The organism is Synechococcus sp. CS-1332, from assembly GCF_025127995.1.
Taxonomy (GTDB): domain Bacteria; phylum Cyanobacteriota; class Cyanobacteriia; order PCC-6307; family Cyanobiaceae; genus Cyanobium.
Genome location: NZ_JAHLYP010000038.1, coordinates 82201 through 106151, shown reverse-complemented (window position 1 = coordinate 106151; position 23951 = coordinate 82201). Strand labels below are relative to the sequence as shown.

Sequence of the window (23951 nt, the reverse complement as noted above, 5' to 3'; positions counted from 1 at the left end):
TGAAGGCGGCAGGGCCGAGAGAACGCCAGGAATGGAAGTGGAATCGGTTGAGAGCCTCACACCCCTGCTGCAGCAGGCGGACCAGTGGGGAGAGGTGCTGCTGCTGCTGCCCCTGCTGGTGGGGCTTGAAGCGGTACTGTCCGCCGACAACGCCATCGCCTTGGCGGCGATCTCCCGGCGGCTGCACGATCCGGCACGGCAACGCCAGGCCCTGAATCTCGGCCTGGTGCTCGCCTTGATCTTCCGGTTGGGCCTGATCGCCCTGGCCAGCTTTGTGCTCGACTTCTGGCCTCTGCAGTTGCTGGCTTCGGCCTATCTCCTCTGGCTCTGCGGGCGCCATCTGCTGGGCCAGGACGACGCCAAGGACGACGCAGACATCGGGGTGGTGGACACAACCCTCTCCACCCAGGCCCACCCCCACGAGCCTGGCCATCCCCACCAAGGGGCCTCCCTTGGCTCGATCGTGGCCACCCTGGCCCTCACCGATCTGGCCTTCTCCCTTGACAGCGTCTCCGCGGCCGTGGCAGTCACCGACCGCCTTCCCCTGGTGATGGCTGGAGGAGTGATCGGGATCATCGCCCTGCGGCTCACGGCCGAGCTGTTCCTGCGCTGGCTGGAGATCTTCCCCCATCTGGAAACCGCCGGTTACCTGGCGGTGGGTCTGGTGGGACTGCGGCTGCTGCTGCGCCTGCTGCTGCCGGCCGTGGAGGTGCCGGAATGGGCCCTGCTGCTGGTGGTGGCCGCCCTGTTCGCCTGGGGCTTTTCGCTGCGCACGGCCGCCTCCCCCTTGCCCGAGCAGGGCGGTGGCGACGCCTGAGAACCGCCGAACCATGCGGATTGAACTGCGCCAGATCGACTCGGACCGGCTGATCACCACCATCGAGATCGACAACCTCAGCGATGTCCCCCATCCCGGACGCTGGCTGACCACGGGCGATCGCAGCTTCCTTGTACTGCAGCGGCGCCACCGTTACCGGCTGCGGCAGGGCTGCTACGAACTGGCGTCCGTGGCGCTGCAGGTGAAGGCCCAGCAGCAACCGGCCGATGCCCTCTGGTGGGAGGGGCGCTGGGTGATCGGCGACCCCCACTGCCATTTCAACGCCCGCAGCCCGCTGCTGCGCTGCGCCGTGCTGCCCGAGGGCCCCTGCGAGCTCTGCAGCCACCGCAGTCCCCGCTGAAGCGAGCGCGCCACCAGCCGGTCTTAGGCTGGGGCCCACTCCGTTTTCGCGCCCGATCACCGCCCCTTCCTCCAGGCCCCAGGCCAAGGTCATCCGGAACCGACCCAGCGGCAACGGTTCCTCCCCCTCCGCTGAGCCGCTCACCCCCAGCCACACCGCCACGGGCCTGAACCCGCCGGTGGCTGGCCTGGCGACGGATTTTGCTGTCCTGGGCCTCTCAGAACCGATCCTCAAGGCCGTGGCCGCCAAGGGCTACAGCAGCCCATCCCCGATCCAGCTGCAGTGCATCCCAGCGGTGCTGGCGGGCCATGACGTGATGGCCGCCGCCCAGACAGGCACCGGCAAGACGGCCGGTTTCACCCTGCCGATGCTGGAGCGATTGCGCCACGGCCCCCATGCCCGGGCGGGTGTCGTGCGGGCCCTGGTGCTGACCCCCACTCGGGAGCTGGCGGCCCAGGTGGCCGAAAGCGTCACCGCCTACGGCCGCTACCTGGACCTGCGCTCCGATGTCGTCTTCGGCGGGGTGAGTGCCAACCCCCAGATGCAGCGGCTGCGCAAAGGCGCCGACGTGCTGGTGGCCACCCCCGGCCGACTGATGGACCTGCACCAGCAGAACGCCCTACGGCTCGACCGGGTCGAGATCCTGGTGCTGGATGAGGCCGATCGGATGCTCGACATGGGCTTCATCCGTGACATCCGCCGGATCCTGTCCCTGCTGCCGGCAAAGCGCCAGAACCTGCTGTTCTCCGCCACCTTCTCCAGCGAGATCCGCCGACTGGCAACCGGCCTGCTGCATCAGCCGGTGCAGCTGCAGGCCAGTCCGGAGAACCAGGCCACACCCCTGGTCGACCAGGTGATCCATCCCTGCGATATGGACCGCAAGGGGGATCTGCTCAGCCATCTGATTCGCAGCAACGACTGGCGCCAGGTGCTGGTCTTCTCCCGCACGAAGCACGGCGCCAACCGGCTGGCGGAGCGACTCGAGAAGGAGGGGCTGGGGGCGGCGGCGATCCACGGCAACAAGAGCCAGGGGGCACGCACTCGGGCGCTGGCGGAGTTCAAGAGCGGCGAGGTGCGGGTGCTGGTGGCCACCGACATCGCCGCCCGCGGCATCGACATCCACCAACTGCCCCACGTGGTCAACCTCGATCTGCCCAACGTGGCTGAGGACTATGTGCACCGCATCGGCCGCACCGGCCGGGCAGGCCAGAACGGCCATGCGATTTCCCTGGTGGCGGCCGAAGAGCATGAGCTGCTGCGGGCCATCGAACGCCTGGTCGGCTCCCCCCTGCCCCGCCAGGAGGTGTCGGGCTTCGAGCCCACCGTGCTCTCCGCCCCACCGCTGGATCTGAGCGGCGGCCGGGGCCGCAGGAGCCAGGGGTCCCGCCAGGGCCAGGGCCATGAGAGGAGCCGGCGCCGCACCGGCTCCCGCTGATCCACCAAGCGCCCAGCGGGGGAACGGCAATGGTTGTGACAACCTTCGCTGCCGCCCTACGGTGAACTGAGGATCTGCCTCCTTCCGTCATGCCCTACGAACCCGGATCCACCCAATGCCGCGTCCTGATCGACTGCAAGGCGCAGATCGAGGGCATGCTGCTGGCCCTGGAGCGCATAGACAACAGCCGCCACATCCGTGATCAGCTGGTGGCGGTCCACAACCAACTTGAGGGACTGCACGAATTGCACCGTCGCCAGCCCGAAGAGCTCACCTCCAGCAGTGGAACTGGAGGCTGAGCCTGGTCTTCGGGCACCGGCCTGTCCCCCCTGTCTCATCCACCCCCAGCGGCCGTCTCTGCCGTTGAGCGGGGCTCCCACCCCTGGCAGGCCGCGTAGGCGCCGGCCAGGGTCGGTCGAACGGCACGCTGACCGGGTCTGAGCGCATGGCTCACCACGTAGCACCCCAGCCGGTCCCGGAAAATCTGGCACCCCGAGTCGGTGCTGTTGACGAAGGAAAGGTCACTGGCCATGGCGTTGGCACCCATTCACTGGTTTTGGTCTAACGCCTGGATCGCGCGTCCATTACTGAGACGCACCTAGGGAAACAAAACGTCAACAGCTCTTGCCGAAAAGGCCTCTCAGGGGGTATTTACACCGATGCACTGACCGGGAACCAGTCCCAGTTGCTGGATCAGGGCCTGCCCCTCGCTGCTTCGGCGCCCCGGCAGCTGGGCCTGGCGCAGCAGCACGGGGCAACCGCCACTGGCCAGCACCAGTCCCTGCCCCTCCACAAGCTCAAGCACGGTGCCAGGGGCCACCTCTGGCGTGGCCTGGTCGGCCCAGCGGGACGCCAGGGCCGCCCCCACAGGGCTGAGCTGGTCGGCGAGGCGGCTCACCAGGGGTTCGGTGGCCAGCAGCTTCAGCCGTTCCTCCCCCCAGGGGCAGGACGCGTAGGGATGGAGCCCCATCACCCGGCGGTGTATGGCCAGGGCGGAGGCGTCCCAGTGCACCAGGGCATCCTCCTTGCTGAGCTGGCGGGCATGGCTGGTGTCGCCGGCCTGGGGCCGCACCCCGAGACGGGCAAGGCGCTCCGCCTCCGGTCCGGGGCCCGCCGCCTGGATCCGCGGCAGGGCCTCCACCAGCAGCTCGGCGGTTAGCTGGGCCAGGCGCTCGCCCAGTTGGCCGGCGTTCTGCAACAGGGGGATGGGCAGACGCCGCTCCAGCAGCACCGGGCCGGTGTCGAGGCCCGCTTCCATCGCCATGATGCCGACGCCGGTTTCGGCGTCCCCCTCCAGCAGGGCCCACTGGATCGGCGCGGCTCCCCGCCAGCGGGGCAGCACAGAGCCATGGCCGTTCCAGCAGCCCAGGGGGGGCTGGGCCAGCACGGCCGGCGGCAGGATCTGGCCGAAGGCCACCACCACCGAGAGATCCGAACCCAGGTCCGCCAGCTCCTGCTGGCAGGCCAGATCCCGGCGGATCCGCTCGGGGGTGAACACCGGCAGGCCCAACTCCAGGGCCCGCTGCTTGACAGCGGAGGCCACCAGGGATTGGCCCCGCCCGCGACGGCGGTCGGGCTGACTGACCACGCCCACCAGCTCATGGCCGGCCTGTTGCAGGGCGTCGAGGCTGACCACGGCGTAGGCCGGGGTGCCCCAGAACAGGATCCTCAAGCGTCGCCGGTGATCGAGAGACCCTCCACCCAGACGTGGGGGCAGAGGCCGTCAGGCGTCACCTTGGCCGGACCCTCGAAGCCGAGGATGGCCTTGAGCAGAGTGCGGATGTCACCAGCGACGGTGGCCGCCTCGATGGAGCGCGATGCACCGTTCTGCACCAGCCAGCCGTCGAAGGGGAGGGAGAAGGAACCCTGGCTGGCCTTGACGCCGGCATGGAGGGCCGAGAGGGAGTCGATCACCACCAGGCCGTGCTCATCGCCACTGGCACCGGCCGCGAAGCGATCCAGTCCAGGGGCACCCCCGCTGCTGCCGGGGGTCGGGCCGATCTCGAACCAGTCGGGGCCCACAGAGACCTTGGCACCCAGGCCCGCATGGCCGGTGGGAGAGACGCCGAAGGCCCTGGCCGTGGCTTCTGAGTGGAGAAAATGGCGCAGCACCCCCCCTTCCAGCAGGGACAGGCGACGGGTGGGGGTGCCCTCCCCATCGAAGGCGGCCGCTCCCACGTTGGCCGGGTGCAGGCCATTGTCGTGCAGGGAGAGGAAGGGGACGGCGAGTTGCTCGCCGAGGGACTCGCGCCGGCTGAGGCTGACACCATCCAGCACGGCACGGGCATTGAACAGGCTGCTGAACGCGCCGATCAGATCGAGGAAAGCCTCCGGACTGAACACGCAGGTGTAGCGGCCAGTGGCGATGGGGGCGTAATCAAGGTGGGCGATGGTGCGCTCCGCCGCCTCCTGCACGCAGCCGGCCACATCAAGACCGGCGGCGCCATAGGCCAGCCGCACCGCACCGCTGCTGCGGGGTTTGCGGCCCGCCTCTTCGGCTCGGGCGTAGAGATAGAGAGAGGCGGTGCTGAGCCGCTGCTGGCGGCAGGCGCCGTCGCTGTTGATGTAGAGCCGGTCGCTGCTGCGCTGGGCCAGGCCGTTGTAGGGAACCGTGCCGATGGCCGGATGGCGGCCGAGCAGGTCACGCTCCGCCTCCTTGAGGGTGTCGAGCAGGGTGAGGATGCTCAGTGGAGTGCTGAGGGGTTGCTCCAGCACCGGCAGCGGGGCGGTGGCAAGGGGGGAGAAGTCGGGGATCTCATCGACGTTGCCGTAGGCACTGGCGTCGCGGGCGCCGGCCAGGGCCCGGGCCAGGCCGGCATCGGAAAGGTCGGAGGTGCTGGTGATGCCCACCAGACCGTCGTCGTTCCAGACCCTCAGGGTGATGGCGCTGCGCTGGGCGCCCTTCATCTGTTTGGCCTCGCCCCGGTCGACCTGCACGGAGGTGTCGGTGCTGCAGGAGGCGCCCAGATCCCAGCGCCTGACGCCCTCGGCGTGGGCCAGGCTGGCGAGCCGTTGGCGCAACACTTCGGCATCGAGGCTGGCGGCGAGCGATTCGGTGCTTTCCATGGTCAGCGTCCTCCCACGGTGATGGTGTCGACCTTGATGTGGGGCTGGCCCACGGTGACGAAGATGCTGCCGCTGACGGAGCCGCAGAAGCCGGCAGCCAGCTCGAGGTCGTTGGCACACATCGAAATCCTGGGCATCACCTCCTTGGCATCCCCGATCAGGGTGGCGCCCTTCACCGGCCGGGTGAGGCGGCCGTTCTCGATCAGGTAGCCCTCCTCAACGGCGAAGTTGAACTGGCCCGTTGGGCCGACACTGCCACCGCCCATCGACTTGCAGTAGAGCCCCCGGTCGACGGAAGCGATCAACTGCTCAGGGGTGTGCGGGCCAGCGGCGATGAAGGTGTTGCGCATACGGCTGGCGGCAGCGAAGGCATGGCTCTGGCGCCGGCCGCTGCCTGTGCGGGGGTGTCCGGTGCGGCGTTCGCCGGCCCGGTCGCTGAGGAAGCGCTGCAGGATGCCGTTCTCGATCAGCACCGTGCGTTGGGGTTCCATGCCCTCGTCGTCCATCGAAAGGGAGCCGAAGGCGCCGGCGGTGTGGCCCTCATCGATGGCGGTGAGGGAGGGGTGGGCGATGGGCTGGCCGACCATCTCGGCGAAGGGGGTGGTGGCCCGCTCCACCTGGGTGGTCTCCAGCAGGTGGCCGCAGGCCTCGTGGAAGATCACGCCGCCGAAACGGTTGGCCAGCACGACCGGAAACTGGCCGGCTTCGACGTAGTCGGCCCGCAGCATGGTGCCGGCGCTGCTGCAGACATCGATGGCGGCCGCTTCCGCATCCCACTGGCGCAGGTCGTCGGGGCTGTCGGAGGTGCCGTAGCGCTTCCCCAGGCTGGCCCGGTGGTCACCGTCGGCCGCCAGCACGTTGAGGCCCACCGACTGGTGCAGGCGCACATCGCGGGCGAAGGTGCCATCACTGGCGGCCACCAGCACTTCCTGCCAATCGCGGGCGTAACTGCCCCGGCGCACCTGCAGATGCTGGCCATGGACCTGGAGCCGGTCGGTGCCCTCCAGCAGCCGGCCCGTGGCTTCGGCCAGGGTGGGGCAGGAGTGCAGCCAGCCCTCCTTGGTGGCGGCGAAGTCCCGCAGCTCCGGCAGGCCATCGAAGCGGCCACCGGCTTGCACCGGCAGCACCAGCCCCAGCATGCCGAGCGCCTGCTCAAGGGCGGCCCGCAGGCCGGCGGCACTCAGATCGTTGGTGGACACGAAGCCATCCCGCTCGCCCAGGAACACCCGCAGGCCCGCCCCAGCCCCGAAGGCGGGGCTGACGCTGGTGATGGCGTCCTGCTCGGCGAGCAAGCCGAGGTGGTCGGAGCGCTCCAGGAACACTTCGACAAGATCGGCCCCCGCCGATCGGCCACCGGCCAGAAGGGGTTCCAGAACGGAGCGCCAGGCAGGGTCACCGAGGGCCGCCGGAGAGGCGGACCGCTCGGTGGCGGCAAGGGTGCCGGTGGGAGGGGAGACGACCAAGCGGCGAAGAGAACAATTGAGAAGATTCTGGCGGTTCAGCTCAACGCACGGCGGGCTGGAAGCGCTCGCTGCGGATGGGGGCCATCAGGAACAGGCGCGCCATCTGGACACCGTTGCCGACCCAGTGGGGCAGCTTGCGCAGGGCACGCAGCGGCGCCGGGGCGCCGGAACGGTCGGCCCGATCAAGGGCCGCGTTGTTCTGCACCAGCTTCTCCAGCCGCTCGTAGAACTCGGGGTGCTCGACGTTGAGGACCACGGGGAACACCCGGGCGGAAGTTTCGTTGGTCTTGGCGATCACGTACTTGTCGTAGGTGCGGGCATCGAGCCCGAGGGCCTCGTAGAACTCCTTGCGGGCCACGTCGCGCACATACATGGTGGCGAAGACGGCCAGCAGGAAGAAGCGGCACCAGAGGCGTGCCGTGAAGCCACGCACCGTGTCTGGCTGGGCCTTCATCAGGGCATCGAAGAAGTCGCCATGGCGGTTCTCGTCCTGGCACCAGTTCTCGAAGAAGTTGAAGATCGGGAAGATCTTGCTTTCGGGGTGCTGCTCCAGATGGCGGTAGATGGCGATGTAACGCCAGTAGCCAATCTTCTCGGAGAGATAGGTGGCGTAGAAGATGAATTTGGGCTGGAAGTGGGTGTAGGCCTTGGTGGCCGTCAGGAAGCCCAGATCAAGCTGGAGGCCGAAGTCGGCCATGGACTTGTTGAGGAAGCCGGCGTGGCGGGCCTCATCACGGGCCATATGGGCGAAGCATTCCGCCAGCAGGGGGTTGCGCTCCTTGATGCGGCGGCTGAGTTCCTTGTAGAGCAGGAAACCGGAGAACTCCGACGTGCAGCTCTGCTCCAGGAACTCGACGAACACCTGGCGGGTTTCGGGGTCGAGCTTGTCGGCGGCGCCTTCGAACTGGCCGTCGCGGACGAAGTGGTGGCGGTTGTAATCCTTGCGGAACTCCTCGCAGATGGCCTCCAGCTCCACTTCGTTGGGCCGCAGATCCATCGCCGCCATGGCGTCGAAATCCGTGGTGTAGAAGCGCGGGGTAAGGATCGTGTCCTTCACCGGGTCCTTGATGGCCGGGGAATCAGGGGTGCCCACCCGGGGGGCGGTGGGGACTTGGGTGGTGGGAGGCACCATCGCGCTGGACGTTCAGAGAGCTCGGCCGCCATCGTAGGCATCGATCCCCGCGATCGGTCCGGATGTGAAGCCGCGGATGTGAAGCCAGGAAAAGGTCAGAGACCCTAGTTGGGGCCGAGCCACTTCTGGCCGTTGAGCCGCTGCACGACCCGCGACACCAGCAGCTGGAGGGTCGTCTTCTTCTCATCGATCAGGAACGACTCCAGCAGGCTGGGGCTGCCCCCCCCTTCCGTAAGGGCGATGGTCTTGGCGGAACTGATGTCCGGTTTGGTGAAGCAGAGCCAGAAGCGTCGTTCGCCGGGAAGCCGGCCCCGGACCATCCAGCAGTCCGCCCCCACCACGGGCATGGGGCCCTGCTCGAACACCAGCTCGGGCGACGGACCGCCGTAGGCCTCAATCTCTTTGATCAGGGCCGGCAGCAGCAGCTCCGGCACGAAGGCGTCGAAGGGCTTGTCTTCTGGCGCTGGGGGCTTCGCCTTCGGCGCGGCTGTCTTCGCCTCCGGCGGGGTGGAGACGGGATCGGGCGTGTTGCTGGGGGTCTCGGTCACCGGAGCGATCCCTGGGCGCGATGGTGCGGGAACTTTAGGCAGCGTCCTCAAGTCTCAGGTCTGTGCGGCGATGGGACTCACCACTCCTCGCCATCGTTCTCGCCCCAATCCCCTTCAACGGTGGCCACGGCCGCAGGGCGCGGCGCCGTCGCCGGTTCGGGACGGAAGGGCCTGGGGGCGCCACCCTCGGGTCGGTGCAGTACCCGGTAGGGCACCGAAACCGTGGGGGCCGGCTCGCCGGGGGCACGGCTGGGGCCGGCGGGCGCCGTGGTAGGGGCAGCCGCCGTGAATGGATCGGTGTAAGCAGGGGCCGAGGCAGGCGCTGTGGTGGAGCGGGCTTCCGAATCGCCACTCCAGGGGGGTGTCCAGGTGTCACGATCCCGCCCCTCGCGGCGACGGACGGTGCGGCGCAAGGGTGGCCGCTCCCCCTGGCGCAGGGCCAGGGCCGTGGCGCTGGCACTCAAGGCCGCGCCACCGCCGGCGGCGATGGCCATCCAGAGGCCGATCGGCAGAACGGGGGTCTGCCAGGTGAGCAGCCGCAGGGCCAGGGAGGGTCTGGGGTTGAGGGCCGCCACCAGGAGGGTCACCAGCAACGGTGACAACAGGGGCAGCAGCAACAGGCGGTGCAACACGGTCCGGAGCGTCAGGGGGGGGAGGCTTCGTCCGCCGAAGAACGGGCCTCAGGCCCCTGCCAGCGCTGCAGGGAGCCCAGCTGAAGCCCGAGGGTGTCGAAGACGCGGATCACCAGGAAATCCACCATCTCACCGATCGTGGTGGGCTGGTGGTACCAGGCAGGCACCGGGGGGGCGATGCGGGCCCCGGCCTCGGCCAGGCGGGTGAGGTTGCGCAGATGCACCAGGTTCCAGGGCAGTTCCCTCGGCGCGATCACCAGGGGCCGGGCCTCCTTGAGGTGGACATCGGCGGCCCGTTCGATCAGATCCAGGGCCACTCCGGAGGCGATCCGCCCCACCGTTCCCATGCTGGCCGGCAGGATGACCATGCCGCGGGTGAGGTAACTGCCGCTGGCGATGGCGGCGGCCTGGTCGTTCCAGCGATGGCAGTGGAGCCGGCCGGTCGTGCAGCCGGTGCGCTCACGCCAGAACCGCTCCTGGGCGTCGGGTTCCGACGGCACCCGCAGGCCCATCTCCGCCTGCCAGACGCCAATGGCGCCACGGCTGGTCACCATTTCGACCGACTGGTCATCCTCAAGGAGCAGCTGCAGGGCCCGTTCCGCCAGGGGCTGGGCGGAGGCGCCTGATACCGCCAGCACCACGGGAAGCGAGGACGGCGCCATCCGTGGCTCAGCCTTCGCTCACAGGCAGGGCCATAGCCCCGTCTGCAGCTGGGTCGTGGGCCTCGGAGTCGTCTGGGGCGCCGGAGGCCTCGTCCTCCCCGTCCTGCTCAAACGCCTCCGGCTGGAGCACGGCCAGGTCGATCTGATGGCGCAGGGCGTCGACCTTCTGGATCTCCACATCCACCCCATCCCCCACCATGTAGGTGCGTCGGAACTTGCGGCCCACCAGGCGGTTCTGGCGGGAGCGGTACTCGTACCAGTCGTCCTTTAGGGAGCTGACGTGCACCAGTCCCTCCACCTGGGACGGGGGGACCTCCACGAAGAAGCCGTAGCTCTGCACGCCGCTGATCACCCCAGGCAGGGTCTGGCCGACCAGGGGCTCGGTGTGTCGGGCCTGGGCCAGGGCCAGGGCATCGGACTGGAGTTCCTGCAGGAAGCGGCTGCGGCCGTTGAGGCGCTGGGCCAGACCATGTTCAAGGCTCTGCTGGTAAGGGGCCAGCTGGCCGGGGGTCAGCAGGGGCCAGTCGGTGCTGCCATGGCAGGTGTCACTGGCCAGATCGGTGCTGATCTTGTGGCGCACACTGGGCCGGTCCTTGCCATCCACCAGCAGGGTCACCAGCAACTGCTGGTTCCAGAGGTCGGCGTAGTGCAGGCCCGGGGAACACCAGGGCGCCACGGCGATCTCCTCACCGGCCACCGCATGGGCGCCGGCTTCGGCCGCCAGCTGCACCGGCCTCAGGGCATCGCGCAGTTGCTGCTGCAGGGGGCGGCCCCGGTCGGTGGCGGCGAAGACGGCGGCCAGCTCGGCGGCACTGGCATTGCCATCGGCGCTGAGCTCCATCGGGATATCAAGGGCCAGGGCCGCCTTGGCGACGTCGTTGATCTCCGTGGGTTCAGGGGCCGGGTTGAGGGCGAACAGGGCTGGCAGCTCCAAGGCCAGCAGATGACGTCCCAGGGCCCGATGGGCCACCAGGACGGCCTCCCGCAGGATGGCCACCGGATCCTCGACGGGCAGCTCCACCAGCCAGCCCTGCTGGGCCGCCTCCGGCGCGGGGACGCGCAGGTCGCCCAGGCTGTCGATCGCAGGCATGGGCAGATCGAGATCGATCGAGCCCGCCGCCAGCCGCCGCTGGCGCAGCAATCCGCTCAGCTGGACCAGCTGCTCCAGCAGGGGGAGGTGATCCTTGAGCGCCTTCAGGGGGGCGGGCGTCGTGCGGGCCTTGGGCTTGCGCTCGGCCAGGGCCTGCATCGCAGCCCTGTCGACCCGGGCCGCGGGCGTGATCTGGCTCAAGCTGAAGCGGAAGTGTTCAAGCTTTCCTTCGCCGTCCATTTCCAGGGCCACCGAAACGGCTGCCTGGCTTTCACCGGGGCGGAAGCCGCTGGCCTTGGCCAGGGCCGGGGGAAGCAGGGGGAGCCAGCGACGTCCGAGACAGATCGCCTCGCCCTGATCCCGCAACCAGGTGTCGAGGCTGTTGCCCATGCCGATCCGTTCGGCGATGGCAGGGCTGTGCACCCACAGACGCCAGCCCCCCTCCCGCTCTTCCAGGGATACGGCGGGCAGAGCGGGGGCCTCGGCGCCATCCCAGGCCTCCAGCAGCAGGGTCGGCAACGCCGTCAGATCGGCACGGCCCTTGGCGACCGGTTGCTTCAGGGTCGTCCGGGGGCAGGCGGGCCGTTCCTGCAGGCGATGCTTGGCCAGCAGCAGATCGGTGTCGGCCGCCTCACCGCCATGCACCGGCAGGCTGCGGGCAACATGGCCGGCCGGACCGAACTGGGCCACCGGGAAGCGGTCGATCTTCACCTCCACCACCGCCTCCTCGGCGGGGTCGAGGTGGACGGCGTCGTCCTCCGGCAAGGCCACGGAGGTCAGCAGCCTGTCGTCGAGGGGAACGGCGACGAGCTGCCCGTCCTGTCGTTCGACCTGGGCCAGCAGGCTGGGGGTGTGGCGCTCAAGGATGCACTGGACTCCCCCTTCCGGCGAGCGACGCCGGCCCCCCTCACGGGTGATCCTGACCAGCACCCGGTCACCGTTCCAGGCGTGGTTGAGCTGGTGGTCACGGATGTAGATGTCCTCGCCGCCGTCTTCCCGCAGGGCGAAACAGAACCCCTTGCTGGAGCAACGCAGGCGGGCCGGGATCAGCTCGGGGGTCTCGCGGGCGCGCAGACCTTCACTGTCCTCCTCCACCAGCCCCAGACGCTGCAGGGCCTCCAGGCCGATGCGCAACTGCTGCTTGCACGACTTGGTGGTGAGACCCAGCGACTTCTCCAGCTTGGCGAGGGCCACCGCATCGGTCGTGGAGAGGTGGTCGAGCAGATCGGCGACCGTGAACTTCATCGGATGGGGGTTACGCAGGGGATGGCGCTGCCGGAGCAGCGCGGTGGCCAGAGTGGGCCGGAGCACGACGGGGGTTCGGCGGCCCCGCTGGCGGCTGGATGGCCGGAGGGGAGGCTCGCCATCGCGGCGGACGTCATGCGGCGACTCTAAGGAGCGGGGGTATCGGAGTCCTTGCTGCTCTCCGCGCCGGAGCGGAGGATCAGGCGGCTGCCGATGATCAGGAATCCTCCCGCGGCGGCCAGTTGCAGGCCATCGGTGGGGATCACGCTGGAGAGGGAACCACCCGCCGCTGCCCCTACCAGACTGGCCAGCACCAGCGCCGTGGCACTGCCGGCGAAGACAGCTCCGGGCCGGTTGGAGGTGCCGCTGATGCTGACGATGGCCAGCTGGGTCTTGTCGCCGAGCTCGGCCAGAAAGACGGTGGCGAAGGTGGAGGCGAGCAGGGCAAACGGCATGGGGATCTCAGGAGTTGAGCAATTGCAGCGGCGCCAGGTTCAGCACCGCCTGGCGGCCGAGCCACAGCCCGAGGGCCACCATCAGGACCCCCGCAGCCCGTTCAAGCTGGTGGGCGGGCATGACGGTGGAGAGCCAGCGACCCAGAAGCACCCCCACCAGGCTGGAGCAGATCAGGGCCAGCGAGGCCCCCACGAACACCGTGAACGGGCGGCCCGACTGGGCCGACAGCAGCAGGGCAGCCAGCTGGGTCTTGTCGCCCAGTTCCGCCAGGAACACGGTGGTGGCGGTGCTGAGGAACACCGTGACCCAGCTGGAGGCGACCGGGGCGTCGGGATTGCTGCTCATGTCGGCTGACGGATCGCCCCCAGAAAACGGTGCATCACGGTGTGGCGGCCCCCCAGCTCGGCACGGATCTGCTGCTTGCAGGAGGCGATGGCCAGGGCCTCGGGATCGTCGCCGGGCTGGCCGAACAGGGAGACCAGCTGATCCACCCGGCAGAAGTCGGGCCGCTCCGCATAGATGCGGCAGCGACGGGAGCCGGTGTCGAAGTGGCGGCACCACCCGTCCTCACCCACCATTGAGAGGTAGAGCTGTTGCTGGTCAGGATTGAGGGCCTCGATCGCGTCCCCCCTGAGGGCCGGATCGAGACGGCAGCAGGAGCCGCAGCCGCTGATGCAATGCCAGTGCTCGGATCGGGGCAACGGAGCGAAACGGCTTGTCCCATTCACTCACACCCCACGGCCGGCGTCAGCCATCACAACCCATCACGGCCGCAAGGCCCGTGCCTGGAAGACGCCTGCAGGCGACCTACACTCCAAGCCGATCGTCCCCTTCGCCAGCTGTCGTCCCATGGGTATCGACTTCCATCTCATCTCCAACTTCGGAGCCCTGGCCCTGATCACCCTGGCCGGTCCGGCCGTGATCTTCATCCTTTACTACCGGCGCGGCGCCCTCTGAGCCGTCGGCCATCAGAAGCTCGGCCAGGGCGTGATACACCGGCCGGCCCTGAATCGCCTGGCCGGTGTAGGCAGCGATCGCAGCGGCCGCCACCAGGCCTGGCAGGAGTTGCTGATCGCCCGCCATGCGGATGGCGAAGGCAACCGTCATCACTGGAAGCTGGGTGGCTCCTGCCAGCCCAGCCGCCATCCCCAGGGCCAGGCCCAGGTGGGGGTCACCTGACAGCGCCCGCACGACCCCCGCTCCGAACACTCCCCCCAGGGCAAAGGCCGGATCGATCAGCCCGCCGGGAATTCCCGCCGACAGGGCCAGCACCGGGCCGAGCAGCCGTGAGGCGAGCAGGGCGACCCAGTTCCAGTCGAGCGTCGTGTCGGCGTCCTGGTCGAGGACCAGGTGCATCAACGCCTCCCCATCACCGCCACTGGCGCCGCCAGTGAGCAGCGCCATCAGGGCCAACGCCAACCCAGCAGCCAAGCCGATGCGCAAGGGCTGACGACGGGCGCTGGGGGTGATCAGGGCCGTGGCCCGCACCAGCAGCCAGGCGAAGCCGCCGCCCAGCAAACCCCCGCCGAGGCCGATCGGGATCGCCCACAGCAGCTGGTCGAGTTCCGTCACTGGGCTGGCATTGATCCCCAGGGCGAACATCGGCTGGCCGCCCAGGTTGCTCACCAGCGCCGCCGCGCTCGCCAGCACCAGGGCCGGCCACACCAGCCGCTGCTGGAAGCTGCCGGTGAGCTCCTCCACCACGAAGATCACCCCCATCAGGGGGGTGTTAAAGCCGCCAGCCAGGCCGGCACCGGCCGCACCGGCCAGCAGATGGCCCCGGCTGGCCCGGTGCAGTAGCCCTGGCCAGCGTTTCAGCAGGGCCTGACCCACCGAGGCGCCCACCTCCACCACAGGGCCCTCGCGGCCCAGAGGCAGCAGGGCCAGGCTGGCCACGGTCCAGAGCCCCAGCCGTTCCCCCGTGGGGGCGGCGCCCAGCAGCTGGGCGCCGCGGTGGGGATCCTCCAGGCAGAGCATCACCTGGGGGATGCCAGAGCCGGCGCCGCGACGCCAGGGGCCCTGCTGGAACCAGAGCAGCAGCGGCACCAAGGGGATCGGCGCCAGGGCCAGCAGCCACCCTGCGGCGCTCCAGGCGCCGCCGCTGAACGCCGGCAGGGTGGAGAGCAACCGGTCCTGGAGCAGGTCGATGCGGTTGAGGGGCCAGCAGGTCAGCCCCACCAGGCCCCCCAGCAGCGTCAGCTGGGCCAGGGAACGCAGCAGGCCGACGTTCTGGCGGCTGTGGTGGCGGCTCATCCTTCCGCCATCCCCAGGGCCATGGCCGCCTCCCGCAGCAACCCCTGCACGTAGGGGTGGTGGGGATCCTCAGAAGCGGTGGGGGCGCCGGAGACCGGGTGAATGGCCGAGCGCAGCTCCTCGCCGGCGGCGTTGGTGATCACCAGGGTGTCGCCCTGGCGCCGGCACCAGTAGGTGCGATCCCTCCGCTGCAGGACCACCCCGTCGCCGCCGCTGCAGCGGATCGCCTCCAGTTCCAGCTGGAACCGTTCCACCCCCTGCCAGTCATCGCGCCGCAGCCGGAAGGCCACATCCACCGGCCCGGACCACTGGCTGGGTCCCTGCCAGCGCCAGGCGATCGCCCGCAGCCTCGCCTCCCCCTGGGCCAGCTGCAGTTGCAGGTGGCCACCACGCAACAGCTTCTGCTCCACCACCTGACAGCGACTGGTCCAGAACAGGGGTGTGGGGTGGCCGATGCCGAAGGGGGCCAGCCGTTGCAGCTGATGCCAGAACTCCCGGTCGATGCGCTCCAGCCGCAGCAGGGCCTCGGGCTCCACGGCGCGCCCATCCCCCCCCGCCTCCAGCCAGGTGCCGGCCAGAGCATCGAGGCGTTCCTGCAGGGCGGCCACGTTCTCAGCCCGCACCGTGAAGCCCCCGGCGGCCGGATGGCCGCCATAGCGCTCCAGCAGCTCGGCGCAGGCGGTCAGGGCCGCATCCACGGCGAAGCCCTTCGGCGCTCGCACCGACGCCCGCAGACGACCGCCCCCTTCCGCCGCCAGCAGCGCCACCGGACGGCCGAATCGCTCCACCAGCCGGGAGGCGACGATGCCAATGACGCCGTGGTGCCAATGGCCCTGGGCCAGCAACAGGAAGGCGGGCCGCTGGGGACCATCGGCCTCCAGCAGGGCTAAAGCCTCCGCCTCGATCGCACTGCAGAGTTCCCGCCGCTGGCGGTTGAGGGCTTCACAGGAGCGGGCCAGCTCCAAAGCCCGCTCCGGATCCTCCGTGGTGAGCAGGTCGACCACCAGCTGGGGGTCCCCCAGCCGGCCCACGGCATTGATGCGGGGGGCCAGCTGGAAGCCCACCGCCTCCGCATCAACCCGGTGCTTCTCCAGGCCCGCCAGTTGGCGCAGGGCCTGCAGACCGGGCAGGGGGCTGTGGCCCAGGAGAGGCAGGCCATCGAGCAGCAGGCGGCGGTTCACCCCCTGAAGCGGCGCCATGTCGGCGATGGTGCCGATGCAGAACAGGTTGAGGGCGATCTCCAGCCCCTGGCGGTTGTTCAACCTGCGGCAGAGGGCGGTGGCCAGAACATGGGCCAGCCCGACGCCCGCCAGGCCCCGGTAGGGGGAACCTTCTGGGGTGACGGCCGGGTGAAGCAGGGCCAGATGCGGTGGCAGCTGGGGCGGCAGGGTGTGGTGGTCGGTGAGGATCACCTCCACCGCAAGGGCGGCGGCGCGCTCAAGGGCCTCGGTGGCAGCCACCCCGTTGTCGACGGTGATCAGCAGCCGCACCCCCTCGGCCGCCAGCCGCTCCACCATGGCGGCGTTGAGGCCGTACCCGTCCTCCATGCGGCTCGGGATGGCGGCCCGGGGCAGGGCGCCGAGGCGCTGCAGCACCCCCACCAGCAGGGCGGTGCTGGTCATGCCATCGGCGTCGTAGTCGCCGCAGATGGCCACCGGCTCGGCCATCTGGCAGCAACGCACCAGTCGCTCGACAGCCATCGCCAGGCCAGGGAAATGGGCGTCAGGATCAGGGGCGGCCTCGGGTTCAAGCAACTGGTGCACCGCCGCCCCCGTCAGCAGGCCGCGACGCCGGAGGATCGCCAGCAGTTCATCGGGCAGCACGCCACCAGGATCCCCGGAAACGTCTGAAGACTCAGCCCCGCCCAGCGGCGTGGGCAGCAGCCAGCGTCGCTCGTCGACAGCAGGGAGCAACGATCGGCGGGCGGGGCCTCCGCATTGTGGGAGGCGGGGCTGCGCGTCGCACCCCCTAGCCTTGCAATGGCAACACGTGTGGCATCCGATGGCCCCGGCCCTGACGGCCCTGCTTTGGGACGTGGATGGCACCCTGGCCGAAACGGAGTTTGAAGGCCACAGGGTGGCGTTCAACCGCAGTTTCGCGGCTGCCGGTCTGCCTTGGCGGTGGGACCGCCCCACCTACGCCAGGTTGCTGGCGGTGAGTGGCGGCCGCGAACGGATCACCGGTTACCTGGAGCAGGTGGAAGGCCGCTCGCCCGAGCCGGGTCGAGTGGCCGACCTGCAACGCCACAAGCAGGCCCTCTACACCGATCTGGTGCGCCAGGGCGGGCTGGCCCTCCGGCCAGGGGTGGGCCGGCTGGTGCTGGCCGCCGCCGCCGCAGGCCTGCGGCAGGCGATCGTCACCACCAGTAGCCGCAGCGCCGTGACCTCCCTGCTCGAAGGCGCACCGCCCGGGGTGGCCGGAGCCTTCGACTTCTGGATCTGCGGCGAGGAGGTGGAACGCAAGAAGCCCGATCCGGAGGCCTACCGGCTGGCCCTGCAGCGCCTGGAGTCCGGTGCTCAGGGGGTCCTGGTGCTGGAGGACTCCCCGGCCGGCCTGGCGGCCGCCAGCGGCGCCGGCCTGCCCTGCCTTGTCTGCCTGAGTGTGGCGACCCGGGAGCAACCGGCCAGCGCCTTCAGCGCCGCCCGGGCCGTGGTGGAGAACCTGGACGAATCCGAAGGCACGATCGTCGTGCGCAAGGGGCCGGCTTGCCCCGGCCCCCAGGTGACGCTGTCGTGGTTGCAGCGCCTGCTCGATCCGCCATGACCCGCCTCCCCGTGCAGCGCACCCGTTTTCAGGGACTGATCAGCCGGTTGGGGGGGCGGGTGGCCGGCCTGGTGCGTCGCAGCTGGCGGACTGGCAGCCTGGCCGCCCTGGCCCTGCTGCTGGGATTCTTCGCCGGTCAGAACCTCACCACCCTGCTCCTCTTCAGCGCTCCTGGGGGACGGCCGGCCGTGGTGCTCGCCATGCTGCTGGTTCTGGAAACGGTGGTTCGGCTGCGCAGCCGCCTGGTGGGCGCAGAGCCCAGCCTCGGGTGGGTGATCATCGACAACCTCCGCATTGGCGCCACCTACGCGATCGTGCTGGAGGCCTTCAAGCTTGGGACCTGAGCCGGCGGCGGACGCCTGGGAGCGGCGCCTGGAGGAGGCCGGCGACCTGGGTCCGGTGCACCCCTCTGTGCTGCGGCACCTTGGCTTGCCGCTGCTGCGGAGGCTCGAAGGCCTCCTGGGCAGCCAAGCGGCCCAACGACGACCAGTCCTGGCCCTGAATGGACCGGTGGGTGCCGGCAAGACCAGCCTCGGCCGGGCCCTGGAGCGCCTCGCCGCCCAGGCCGGCCTACGGCTCGTGGTGGCTTCCATCGACGACCTCTACCTCCCCGCCGAGCAACGACGCCATCTGCTGGCGGGCAATCCCTTCGGCGTCAGCCGTGTCCCGCCCGGCAGCCACGACCTGCCGCTGCTGCTGACGGCGCTGCGGACCTGGCGTGCCGGGGGCCCACTGCGGCTGCCCCGCTTCGACAAGACCCTGGGCGAAGGCGAAGGGGAACGGGCCGGCTGGCGAGAACAGCCCGCGGACGCGCTGGTGATCGAAGGCTGGTTGATGGGCTGCCGGTCACTCGGGACGGTGGCCCTGGATGCTCGCCTGCGAAGCGGTATCGGACTCGATCACCTGACAGGCCCAGAACGGGAATGGCTGCCCATTTGGGACCACCATCTGACGAGCTACGGGGAGCTCTGGAGCGCTTGCGACGGCCTCTGGCTGCTGCGTCCGGAACGCTGGCATCTGCCAAGACGCTGGCGCGTCCAGGCCGAGGCCCGACAACGGCGAGCGGGAGGGGGCTGGCTCAGGGCCGACCAGCTTGATGGCCTGGTGCGGGCCACACTCCGTTCGCTCCCCCCAGCCCTCTACCAGGACCCGCTGCTGAGGCAGGACCCATCCCTGGTGCTGGAGGGCGGCGTGATCCTCGATGGCAGGAGGCGTTGCCGCCCCCTGGAGACTCAGCTTTCTTCGCCGGCTTCAGCGTCTTCAGCGATCGGATAGACGAAGCCCTGGGCACGTCCGCTCAGGACGGCCTTGCCCAGCGACATGGCCTTCTGGGCCGCCACACCGGCCTTGGCCTTCCAATGGGCGTGGCGCTGGTTGCGCTTGCCTTTGGAAGTTTTCTTCTTGGGTACCGCCATCCTGCTATCTCGTTGTCAAACGATGATCCTGCGCCGCCGACTCGCCTTTCGTCAAATCGCTACAGTCAACTTCTGATAAGGATGCCAGGCCTGTGAGCAGCAGTTCTCCTCCGGAGCCGGCCAAACCAGCCCCACCGGTGCAACCGGGCTTCAGCCTCGGGGGCCAGACGTCCTCCGCCCCCTCCTACAGCCAGCTGCTGCGGGACATCGGAGCCGGAAAGGTGAAAAGCCTGGAACTCTCTCCCACCCAGCGGGTGGTGACGGCGACCTTCCAGGACGGCCGCAGCCGCCAGGTGGCGGTCTTCAGCGACAACCAGCAACTGCTGCGCACCGCCGAACAGGCCAGGGTGCCCCTGACGGTCCGGGACGAACGGCGCGACGACGCCATGGCGGGGCTGGTGACCAACGGTCTGCTGGTGGCCCTGCTGATCGCAGGTCTGGTTCTGCTGGTGCGGCGATCTGCCCAGGTGGCTAACAAGGCGATGGGATTCGGCCGCAGCCAGCCCCGTCTGCAGGAGGAAGGCGCGATCACGACACGCTTTGAGGACGTCGCCGGCATCGTCGAGGCCAAAGAAGAGCTCCAGGAGGTGGTGACCTTCCTCAAAACCCCCGAACGGTTCACCTCCATCGGCGCCCGCATCCCCAAAGGTGTGCTGCTGGTGGGTCCCCCCGGTACCGGCAAGACCCTCCTGGCACGCGCCATTGCCGGTGAGGCCGGTGTGCCCTTTTTCTCGATGGCCGCCACCGAGTTCGTCGAGATGTTCGTAGGAGTGGGCGCCAGCCGGGTCCGGGATCTGTTCCGCCAGGCGAAGGCCAAGGCTCCCTGCATCATCTTCATCGATGAGATCGATGCGGTAGGACGCCAACGGGGGGCTGGGATCGGCGGCGGTAACGACGAACGGGAGCAGACGCTCAACCAGCTGCTGACCGAAATGGACGGCTTCGAGGACAACTCCGGGGTCATCCTGCTGGCCGCCACCAACCGCCTCGACGTGCTGGACACGGCCCTGCTGCGGCCCGGCCGTTTCGATCGCCGCATCAGCGTCGATCTGCCGGATCGCGCAGGGCGAGAAGAGATCCTCTCGGTCCACGCCCGCACCAGGCCCCTGGCCGAAGAGGTGTCGATGGCCGACTGGGCCCGCCGCACCCCCGGCTTTTCCGGCGCCGACCTGGCCAACCTGCTCAATGAGGCAGCCATCCTCACAGCGCGGCGTCAGAAGAGCCAGGTGGACGACCAGGCCATCGGCGATGCCCTTGAGCGCATCACCATGGGACTGTCCGCCGCCCCGCTCCAGGACAGCGCCAAGAAGCGCCTGATCGCCTACCACGAAATCGGCCACGCCCTGCTCACCACCCTGGTGCCCCACGCCGACAAGCTCGACAAGGTGACCCTGCTGCCCAGGGCCGGTGGCGTGGGGGGTTTCGCTCGCACCATGCCCGATGAGGACATCCTCGATTCCGGGCTGATCAGCAAGGCCTATCTCCGTGCCCGGCTGGTGGTGGCCCTCGGCGGCCGGGCTGCCGAGCTGGTGGTCTTCGGCCCCAGCGAGGTGACCCAGGGAGCCAGCAGCGACCTGCAACTGGTGCGGCGCATCTGCCGCGACATGGTGATGCGATACGGCTTCTCCAGCCTCGGCCACTTCGCCCTCGAGGAGGAGGGGGAGGAGGTGTTTTTAGGCCGCGACTGGATCCGCTCCAGTCCCCACACCTCGGTGCGGACGGGTAATCGCATCGATGAGCAGGTCCGTCGTCTGGCGAACGAGGCCTTGGACAGGGCCGTGGAGGTGCTGACGCCCCGCCGTGAGTTGCTCGATGAGCTGGTCAACCGGCTGATCGAGATGGAAACCATCGACGGCGACAGCTTCCGCGCCCTGGTGGAGTCCTACGAGGCCTCTGTCGGCTCAGCCCTCGCCGCCCAGGCCGGAGGCAAAGCGGATGTCGAGGCTGCGCAGGTGGGTGTGTAGGCCGGCGTCCTGAATCGGCAGCAGCCTTGCCATCCGGCCGCTTTCATTCCCATGGGAATGCCAGTGGCCGGGCGGGGTAATGAAGGCGCCCCCCGGCTCCCAGTCGATGCGGGTGGGATTGAGGATGGTGCCGTCGGCGCGGAGCTCGGTGCCCACCAGGCTGTAGCAGCCGGGGTCGCAGTCGATGATCAGATCGAGGGCCACCGACTGGTGCCGGTGGGGCGGCTGGACGGCCCCATCGGGGACCACCCCGAGCATGGCCCAGAGGGTGTGGGTCACGGTGCGGGTGGCGGGGAGATCGGCGTGGGCCAGCAGGATGCTCAGCCGGTTGGATCGGGCGGCGCTGGGGTCGGCCAGCAGGTGCTGCAGGGCCTCCTCCTGGCGGGCGGCCGGATAGTGAACGGCACGGAAGCGAGGGCTGGCGGGCACCACCCCCAGGTAGCGCAGCAGAGGGGCGTCATGCACCCAGTACAGAACGCTCTCCTCGGTGGCATGCAGGAGGGGATCGGCTCCGGTGGGCAGAACGAACAGATCGCCCTGGGCCCAGCTCAGGCTCAGCGGACTACTAAGGGCATCAGCCGGACGCTCGAGCCTGCCGGCACCGCGCAGCACATAAAAGAGAGAGCTGGTGGCCGGCGCCGCCGCCTTGAGCCCCTCACCCGGCAGCAGGCGCAGGAAGTGGGCCGCCAGGCCAGGGCTGGTGGCAGGCCCCTCACAGCCGAGGGCGCCGCTCAGGTCGAGGGGCAACACCGCCGTCGGTCCCTGGCCATGGAGCTCGGCGCCCCACTGGTGGTAACGGATCGGCTCGGTCAGCCCCGGCCGCACCGGATTGGCAGCCTGGCGGTAGTCGAAATAGAGCCCAGCCGACAGCCAGTCGTGGGGGGCGCCGCTGCTTCCAGCAGGAACCGTGGGGCTGGGGGCCTGGATCGGTTCCATGGGAGGGAAGCAGATGGGTAGAAAAGCCTATGGAATTTGAACTGCCAACGGCGAGGTCACCCCTGGCAAGACCGAATCCCCGATCCAGACTCAGCCGCCAGCGACGGCCGGAACGATGCTCACCTCGTCGCCATCGTTGAGCACCGTGGCCTGGTTATCCAGGAAGCGGATGTCCTCGCTGTTCACGTAGAGGTTGAGGAAACGGCGAAGCTTGCCGTTCTCGTCACACAAACGGGCCTGGATACCTGGGTAGCGGCCTTCAAGGGCCTGGAGCAGGCCGTCGATGCTGGAGGCCTCCAGGCTGACGCTGGCCTCGTCGTTGCTGAACTTCTGCAGGGGGGTGGGGATCAGAACCTGGATGGCCATGGAAAGCGTCGGTGGGGCAGGAAAGGAAGGGAAACGGGCGTCTTCAGGTCAGGCCGGAGCAGCCTTGCTCCCATGGGAGGCCTGGGACTCCGCCCAGGCGGCATTGAAACTGGCGAGCTGCGGCTCGATGGTGTAGGGAGCGCCGATGCAGGAGGCGATCGCTTCGGTGGTCTTGAGGCCGTTGCCGGTGATGTAGGCGACGGTGGTTTCCGAGGGGTCGATCTTGCCCTGTTCCACCAGCTTCTTGAGAACGGCGATGGTGGTGCCGCCGGCGGTCTCGGTGAACACCCCCTCCATCTCGGCCAGCAGCTTGATGCCGTCGATGATCTCCTCATCGGTGACCGCCGCGATGGTGCCACCGGTGCGGTTGGCGATGTCGATGGCATAGGGGCCGTCGGCTGGGTTGCCGATGGCGATCGACTTGGCGATGGTGTTCGGCTTCACCGGGGTGATGAAATCGCGGCCGGCGGCAAAGGCCTGGGCGATGGGCGAGCAGCCTTCGGCCTGGGCGCCACTGAAGCGCACGGGCTTCTCCTCAACGAGGCCCACCTTGATGAACTCATCAAAGCCCTTGCGGATCTTGGTGAACAGGGAGCCGGAGGCCAGGGGGGCGACGATGTGGTCGGGAAGCTGCCAGCCCAGCTGCTCGATCACCTCATAGCCGAGGGTCTTGGAGCCCTCGGAGTAATAGGGACGCAGATTGATGTTGACGAAGCCCCAGCCGTAGGTGTTGGCCACCTCGGAGCAGAGACGGTTGACTTGGTCGTAGTTGCCCTTCACCGCCATCAGGGTGGGGTTGTAGACGAGGGTGCCCAGCACCTTGCCCAGTTCAAGATCACTGGGGATGAAGACGCAGCACTCCAGGCCGGCGTGGGCGGCGATGGCGGCGGTGGAGTTGGCCAGGTTGCCGGTGGAGGCGCAGCTGACGGTGGTGAAGCCCAGCTCACGGGCCCGGGTGAGGGCCACCGAAACAACGCGGTCCTTGAAGGACAGCGTCGGCATGTTGACGCCGTCGTTCTTGATGTAGAGCGAAGAAAGGCCGAGGCGCCTGGCCAGACGATCGGCCTTGAGCAGGGGGGTGAAGCCGGTGCCCACGTCGATGGGGTCGCCTTCGACGGGCAGGAATTCGCGGTAGCGCCAGATGGAGGTGGGGCCGGCCTCGATGGTGGCGCGGCTGACCCGGCTGCGGATGGCGTCGTAGTCGTAGACCACCTCAAGCGGGCCGAAGCAGACGTCTTCGCAGACGTGACGGGCCGTGGCCTCGTAGGGATGACCGCATTCCTTGCAGCGCAGGCCCGTGAAGGTGGAGCGGGAAAGGGTGGCGGTCAAGGCGGTCCCTGTCACTGG

The 23951-nt window shown here is 69.1% G+C and carries 25 protein-coding genes and 1 pseudogene; 9 read left to right on the top strand and 17 right to left on the bottom strand.

Features of this window, described 5'->3' with window-relative positions:
* Positions 1-31: 31 nt before the first annotated feature.
* From KQ305_RS07865 to KQ305_RS07850, 4 genes are all read left to right on the top strand, one after another.
* A complete protein-coding gene (locus KQ305_RS07865; RefSeq protein WP_259724856.1) occupies positions 32-817 on the top strand; it encodes a TerC family protein in 786 nt (261 codons plus the stop codon).
* A gap of 13 nt (positions 818-830) precedes the next feature.
* Complete coding sequence (locus KQ305_RS07860; protein ID WP_259724855.1) at positions 831-1178, top strand: DUF6464 family protein; 348 nt, start codon at positions 831-833, stop codon at positions 1176-1178.
* A 178-nt stretch (positions 1179-1356) separates the two neighbouring features.
* Positions 1357-2613, top strand: coding sequence for a DEAD/DEAH box helicase (locus KQ305_RS07855; RefSeq protein ID WP_259724854.1), 1257 nt, complete (start codon positions 1357-1359; stop codon positions 2611-2613).
* An 89-nt stretch (positions 2614-2702) separates the two neighbouring features.
* A complete protein-coding gene (locus KQ305_RS07850; protein ID WP_259724853.1) occupies positions 2703-2912 on the top strand; it encodes a hypothetical protein in 210 nt (69 codons plus the stop codon).
* Positions 2913-3253: 341 nt separating this feature from the next.
* Here KQ305_RS07850 and fmt read toward each other — a convergent pair whose 3' ends face one another.
* The 11 genes from fmt to KQ305_RS07795 form a co-directional block, all read right to left on the bottom strand.
* Entirely contained in the window at positions 3254-4285 is a 1032-nt protein-coding gene (gene fmt / locus KQ305_RS07845) for a methionyl-tRNA formyltransferase (protein WP_259724852.1), read from the bottom strand.
* The gene (locus KQ305_RS07840) at positions 4282-5679 is read right to left on the bottom strand and encodes a TldD/PmbA family protein (RefSeq protein ID WP_259724851.1); all 1398 of its coding nucleotides are present in this window, start codon (positions 5677-5679) and stop codon (positions 4282-4284) included. The genes fmt and KQ305_RS07840 overlap by 4 nt, the downstream gene beginning before the upstream one ends.
* Positions 5680-5681: 2 nt before the next feature.
* Positions 5682-7142 (bottom strand): TldD/PmbA family protein, encoded by a 1461-nt coding sequence (locus KQ305_RS07835; protein ID WP_399230967.1) that lies wholly within the window; start codon positions 7140-7142, stop codon positions 5682-5684.
* 40 nt (positions 7143-7182) lie between these two features.
* Positions 7183-8274 carry a magnesium-protoporphyrin IX monomethyl ester (oxidative) cyclase gene (gene acsF / locus KQ305_RS07830; RefSeq protein WP_259724850.1) on the bottom strand — a complete coding sequence of 364 codons (1092 nt, stop codon included), beginning with the start codon at positions 8272-8274 and terminating at the stop codon, positions 7183-7185.
* 104 nt (positions 8275-8378) lie between these two features.
* Positions 8379-8822: a DUF2996 domain-containing protein gene (locus KQ305_RS07825; RefSeq protein ID WP_259724849.1), complete on the bottom strand. Its 444-nt coding sequence runs from the start codon at positions 8820-8822 to the stop codon at positions 8379-8381.
* A gap of 77 nt (positions 8823-8899) precedes the next feature.
* A complete protein-coding gene (locus KQ305_RS07820) occupies positions 8900-9454 on the bottom strand; it encodes a hypothetical protein (RefSeq protein ID WP_259724848.1) in 555 nt (184 codons plus the stop codon).
* Positions 9455-9465: 11 nt separating this feature from the next.
* The gene (locus KQ305_RS07815) at positions 9466-10116 is read right to left on the bottom strand and encodes a flavin prenyltransferase UbiX (protein ID WP_259724847.1); all 651 of its coding nucleotides are present in this window, start codon (positions 10114-10116) and stop codon (positions 9466-9468) included.
* Between the two features lie 7 nt (positions 10117-10123).
* Positions 10124-12451, bottom strand: a complete 2328-nt coding sequence (locus tag KQ305_RS07810) for an RNB domain-containing ribonuclease (protein WP_259724952.1) — start codon at positions 12449-12451, stop codon at positions 10124-10126.
* A gap of 146 nt (positions 12452-12597) precedes the next feature.
* The gene (locus KQ305_RS07805; RefSeq protein ID WP_259724846.1) at positions 12598-12906 is read right to left on the bottom strand and encodes a TMEM165/GDT1 family protein; all 309 of its coding nucleotides are present in this window, start codon (positions 12904-12906) and stop codon (positions 12598-12600) included.
* Between the two features lie 7 nt (positions 12907-12913).
* Entirely contained in the window at positions 12914-13252 is a 339-nt protein-coding gene (locus KQ305_RS07800) for a TMEM165/GDT1 family protein (protein ID WP_259724845.1), read from the bottom strand.
* Positions 13249-13608: a YkgJ family cysteine cluster protein gene (locus KQ305_RS07795; protein ID WP_259724844.1), complete on the bottom strand. Its 360-nt coding sequence runs from the start codon at positions 13606-13608 to the stop codon at positions 13249-13251. The genes KQ305_RS07800 and KQ305_RS07795 overlap by 4 nt, the downstream gene beginning before the upstream one ends.
* On the opposite strand from KQ305_RS07795, the pseudogene KQ305_RS15430 reads away from it, so the two are divergent.
* A pseudogene (locus KQ305_RS15430) lies at positions 13580-13816 on the top strand (hypothetical protein); the annotation flags it as partial. The gene KQ305_RS07795 and the pseudogene KQ305_RS15430 overlap by 29 nt on opposite strands.
* Here the strand turns inward: KQ305_RS15430 and KQ305_RS07790 are convergent.
* Together KQ305_RS07790 and recJ are read right to left on the bottom strand one after the other, a co-directional pair.
* Positions 13715-15160 (bottom strand): chloride channel protein, encoded by a 1446-nt coding sequence (locus KQ305_RS07790; protein WP_259724843.1) that lies wholly within the window; start codon positions 15158-15160, stop codon positions 13715-13717. The pseudogene KQ305_RS15430 and the gene KQ305_RS07790 overlap by 102 nt on opposite strands.
* Positions 15157-17073, bottom strand: coding sequence for a single-stranded-DNA-specific exonuclease RecJ (gene recJ / locus KQ305_RS07785; RefSeq protein ID WP_259724842.1), 1917 nt, complete (start codon positions 17071-17073; stop codon positions 15157-15159). The genes KQ305_RS07790 and recJ overlap by 4 nt, the downstream gene beginning before the upstream one ends.
* An 88-nt stretch (positions 17074-17161) precedes the next feature.
* Between recJ and KQ305_RS07780 the strand changes: the two genes are divergently transcribed.
* Genes KQ305_RS07780 through KQ305_RS07770 form a run of 3 tightly spaced genes read left to right on the top strand, consistent with a single transcriptional unit; the run spans position 17162 to position 19198 of the window.
* Positions 17162-17923 (top strand): HAD-IA family hydrolase, encoded by a 762-nt coding sequence (locus KQ305_RS07780; RefSeq protein ID WP_259724841.1) that lies wholly within the window; start codon positions 17162-17164, stop codon positions 17921-17923.
* Positions 17920-18267 carry a DUF565 domain-containing protein gene (locus KQ305_RS07775; protein ID WP_259724840.1) on the top strand — a complete coding sequence of 116 codons (348 nt, stop codon included), beginning with the start codon at positions 17920-17922 and terminating at the stop codon, positions 18265-18267. The genes KQ305_RS07780 and KQ305_RS07775 overlap by 4 nt, the downstream gene beginning before the upstream one ends.
* The gene (locus KQ305_RS07770) at positions 18257-19198 is read left to right on the top strand and encodes a phosphoribulokinase (protein WP_259724839.1); all 942 of its coding nucleotides are present in this window, start codon (positions 18257-18259) and stop codon (positions 19196-19198) included. Before KQ305_RS07775 ends, KQ305_RS07770 begins: the two co-directional genes overlap by 11 nt.
* On the opposite strand, the gene rpmF is transcribed toward KQ305_RS07770, so the two are convergent.
* Complete coding sequence (gene rpmF / locus KQ305_RS07765) at positions 19156-19338, bottom strand: 50S ribosomal protein L32 (protein ID WP_259724838.1); 183 nt, start codon at positions 19336-19338, stop codon at positions 19156-19158. The genes KQ305_RS07770 and rpmF overlap by 43 nt on opposite strands.
* Before the next feature lie 137 nt (positions 19339-19475).
* Here rpmF and ftsH point away from each other — a divergent pair, with 137 nt between their 5' ends.
* Entirely contained in the window at positions 19476-21302 is a 1827-nt protein-coding gene (gene ftsH / locus KQ305_RS07760) for an ATP-dependent zinc metalloprotease FtsH (RefSeq protein WP_259724951.1), read from the top strand.
* Here ftsH and KQ305_RS07755 read toward each other — a convergent pair.
* The 3 genes from KQ305_RS07755 to thrC all read right to left on the bottom strand — a co-directional run bounded on the left by KQ305_RS07755 (position 21240) and on the right by thrC (position 23933).
* Positions 21240-22238, bottom strand: coding sequence for a cupin (locus tag KQ305_RS07755; RefSeq protein ID WP_259724837.1), 999 nt, complete (start codon positions 22236-22238; stop codon positions 21240-21242). The genes ftsH and KQ305_RS07755 overlap by 63 nt on opposite strands.
* Before the next feature lie 90 nt (positions 22239-22328).
* The gene (locus tag KQ305_RS07750) at positions 22329-22604 is read right to left on the bottom strand and encodes a MoaD/ThiS family protein (protein ID WP_259724836.1); all 276 of its coding nucleotides are present in this window, start codon (positions 22602-22604) and stop codon (positions 22329-22331) included.
* 48 nt (positions 22605-22652) lie between these two features.
* Positions 22653-23933 carry a threonine synthase gene (gene thrC / locus KQ305_RS07745; RefSeq protein ID WP_259724835.1) on the bottom strand — a complete coding sequence of 427 codons (1281 nt, stop codon included), beginning with the start codon at positions 23931-23933 and terminating at the stop codon, positions 22653-22655.
* Positions 23934-23951 lie beyond the last annotated feature (18 nt).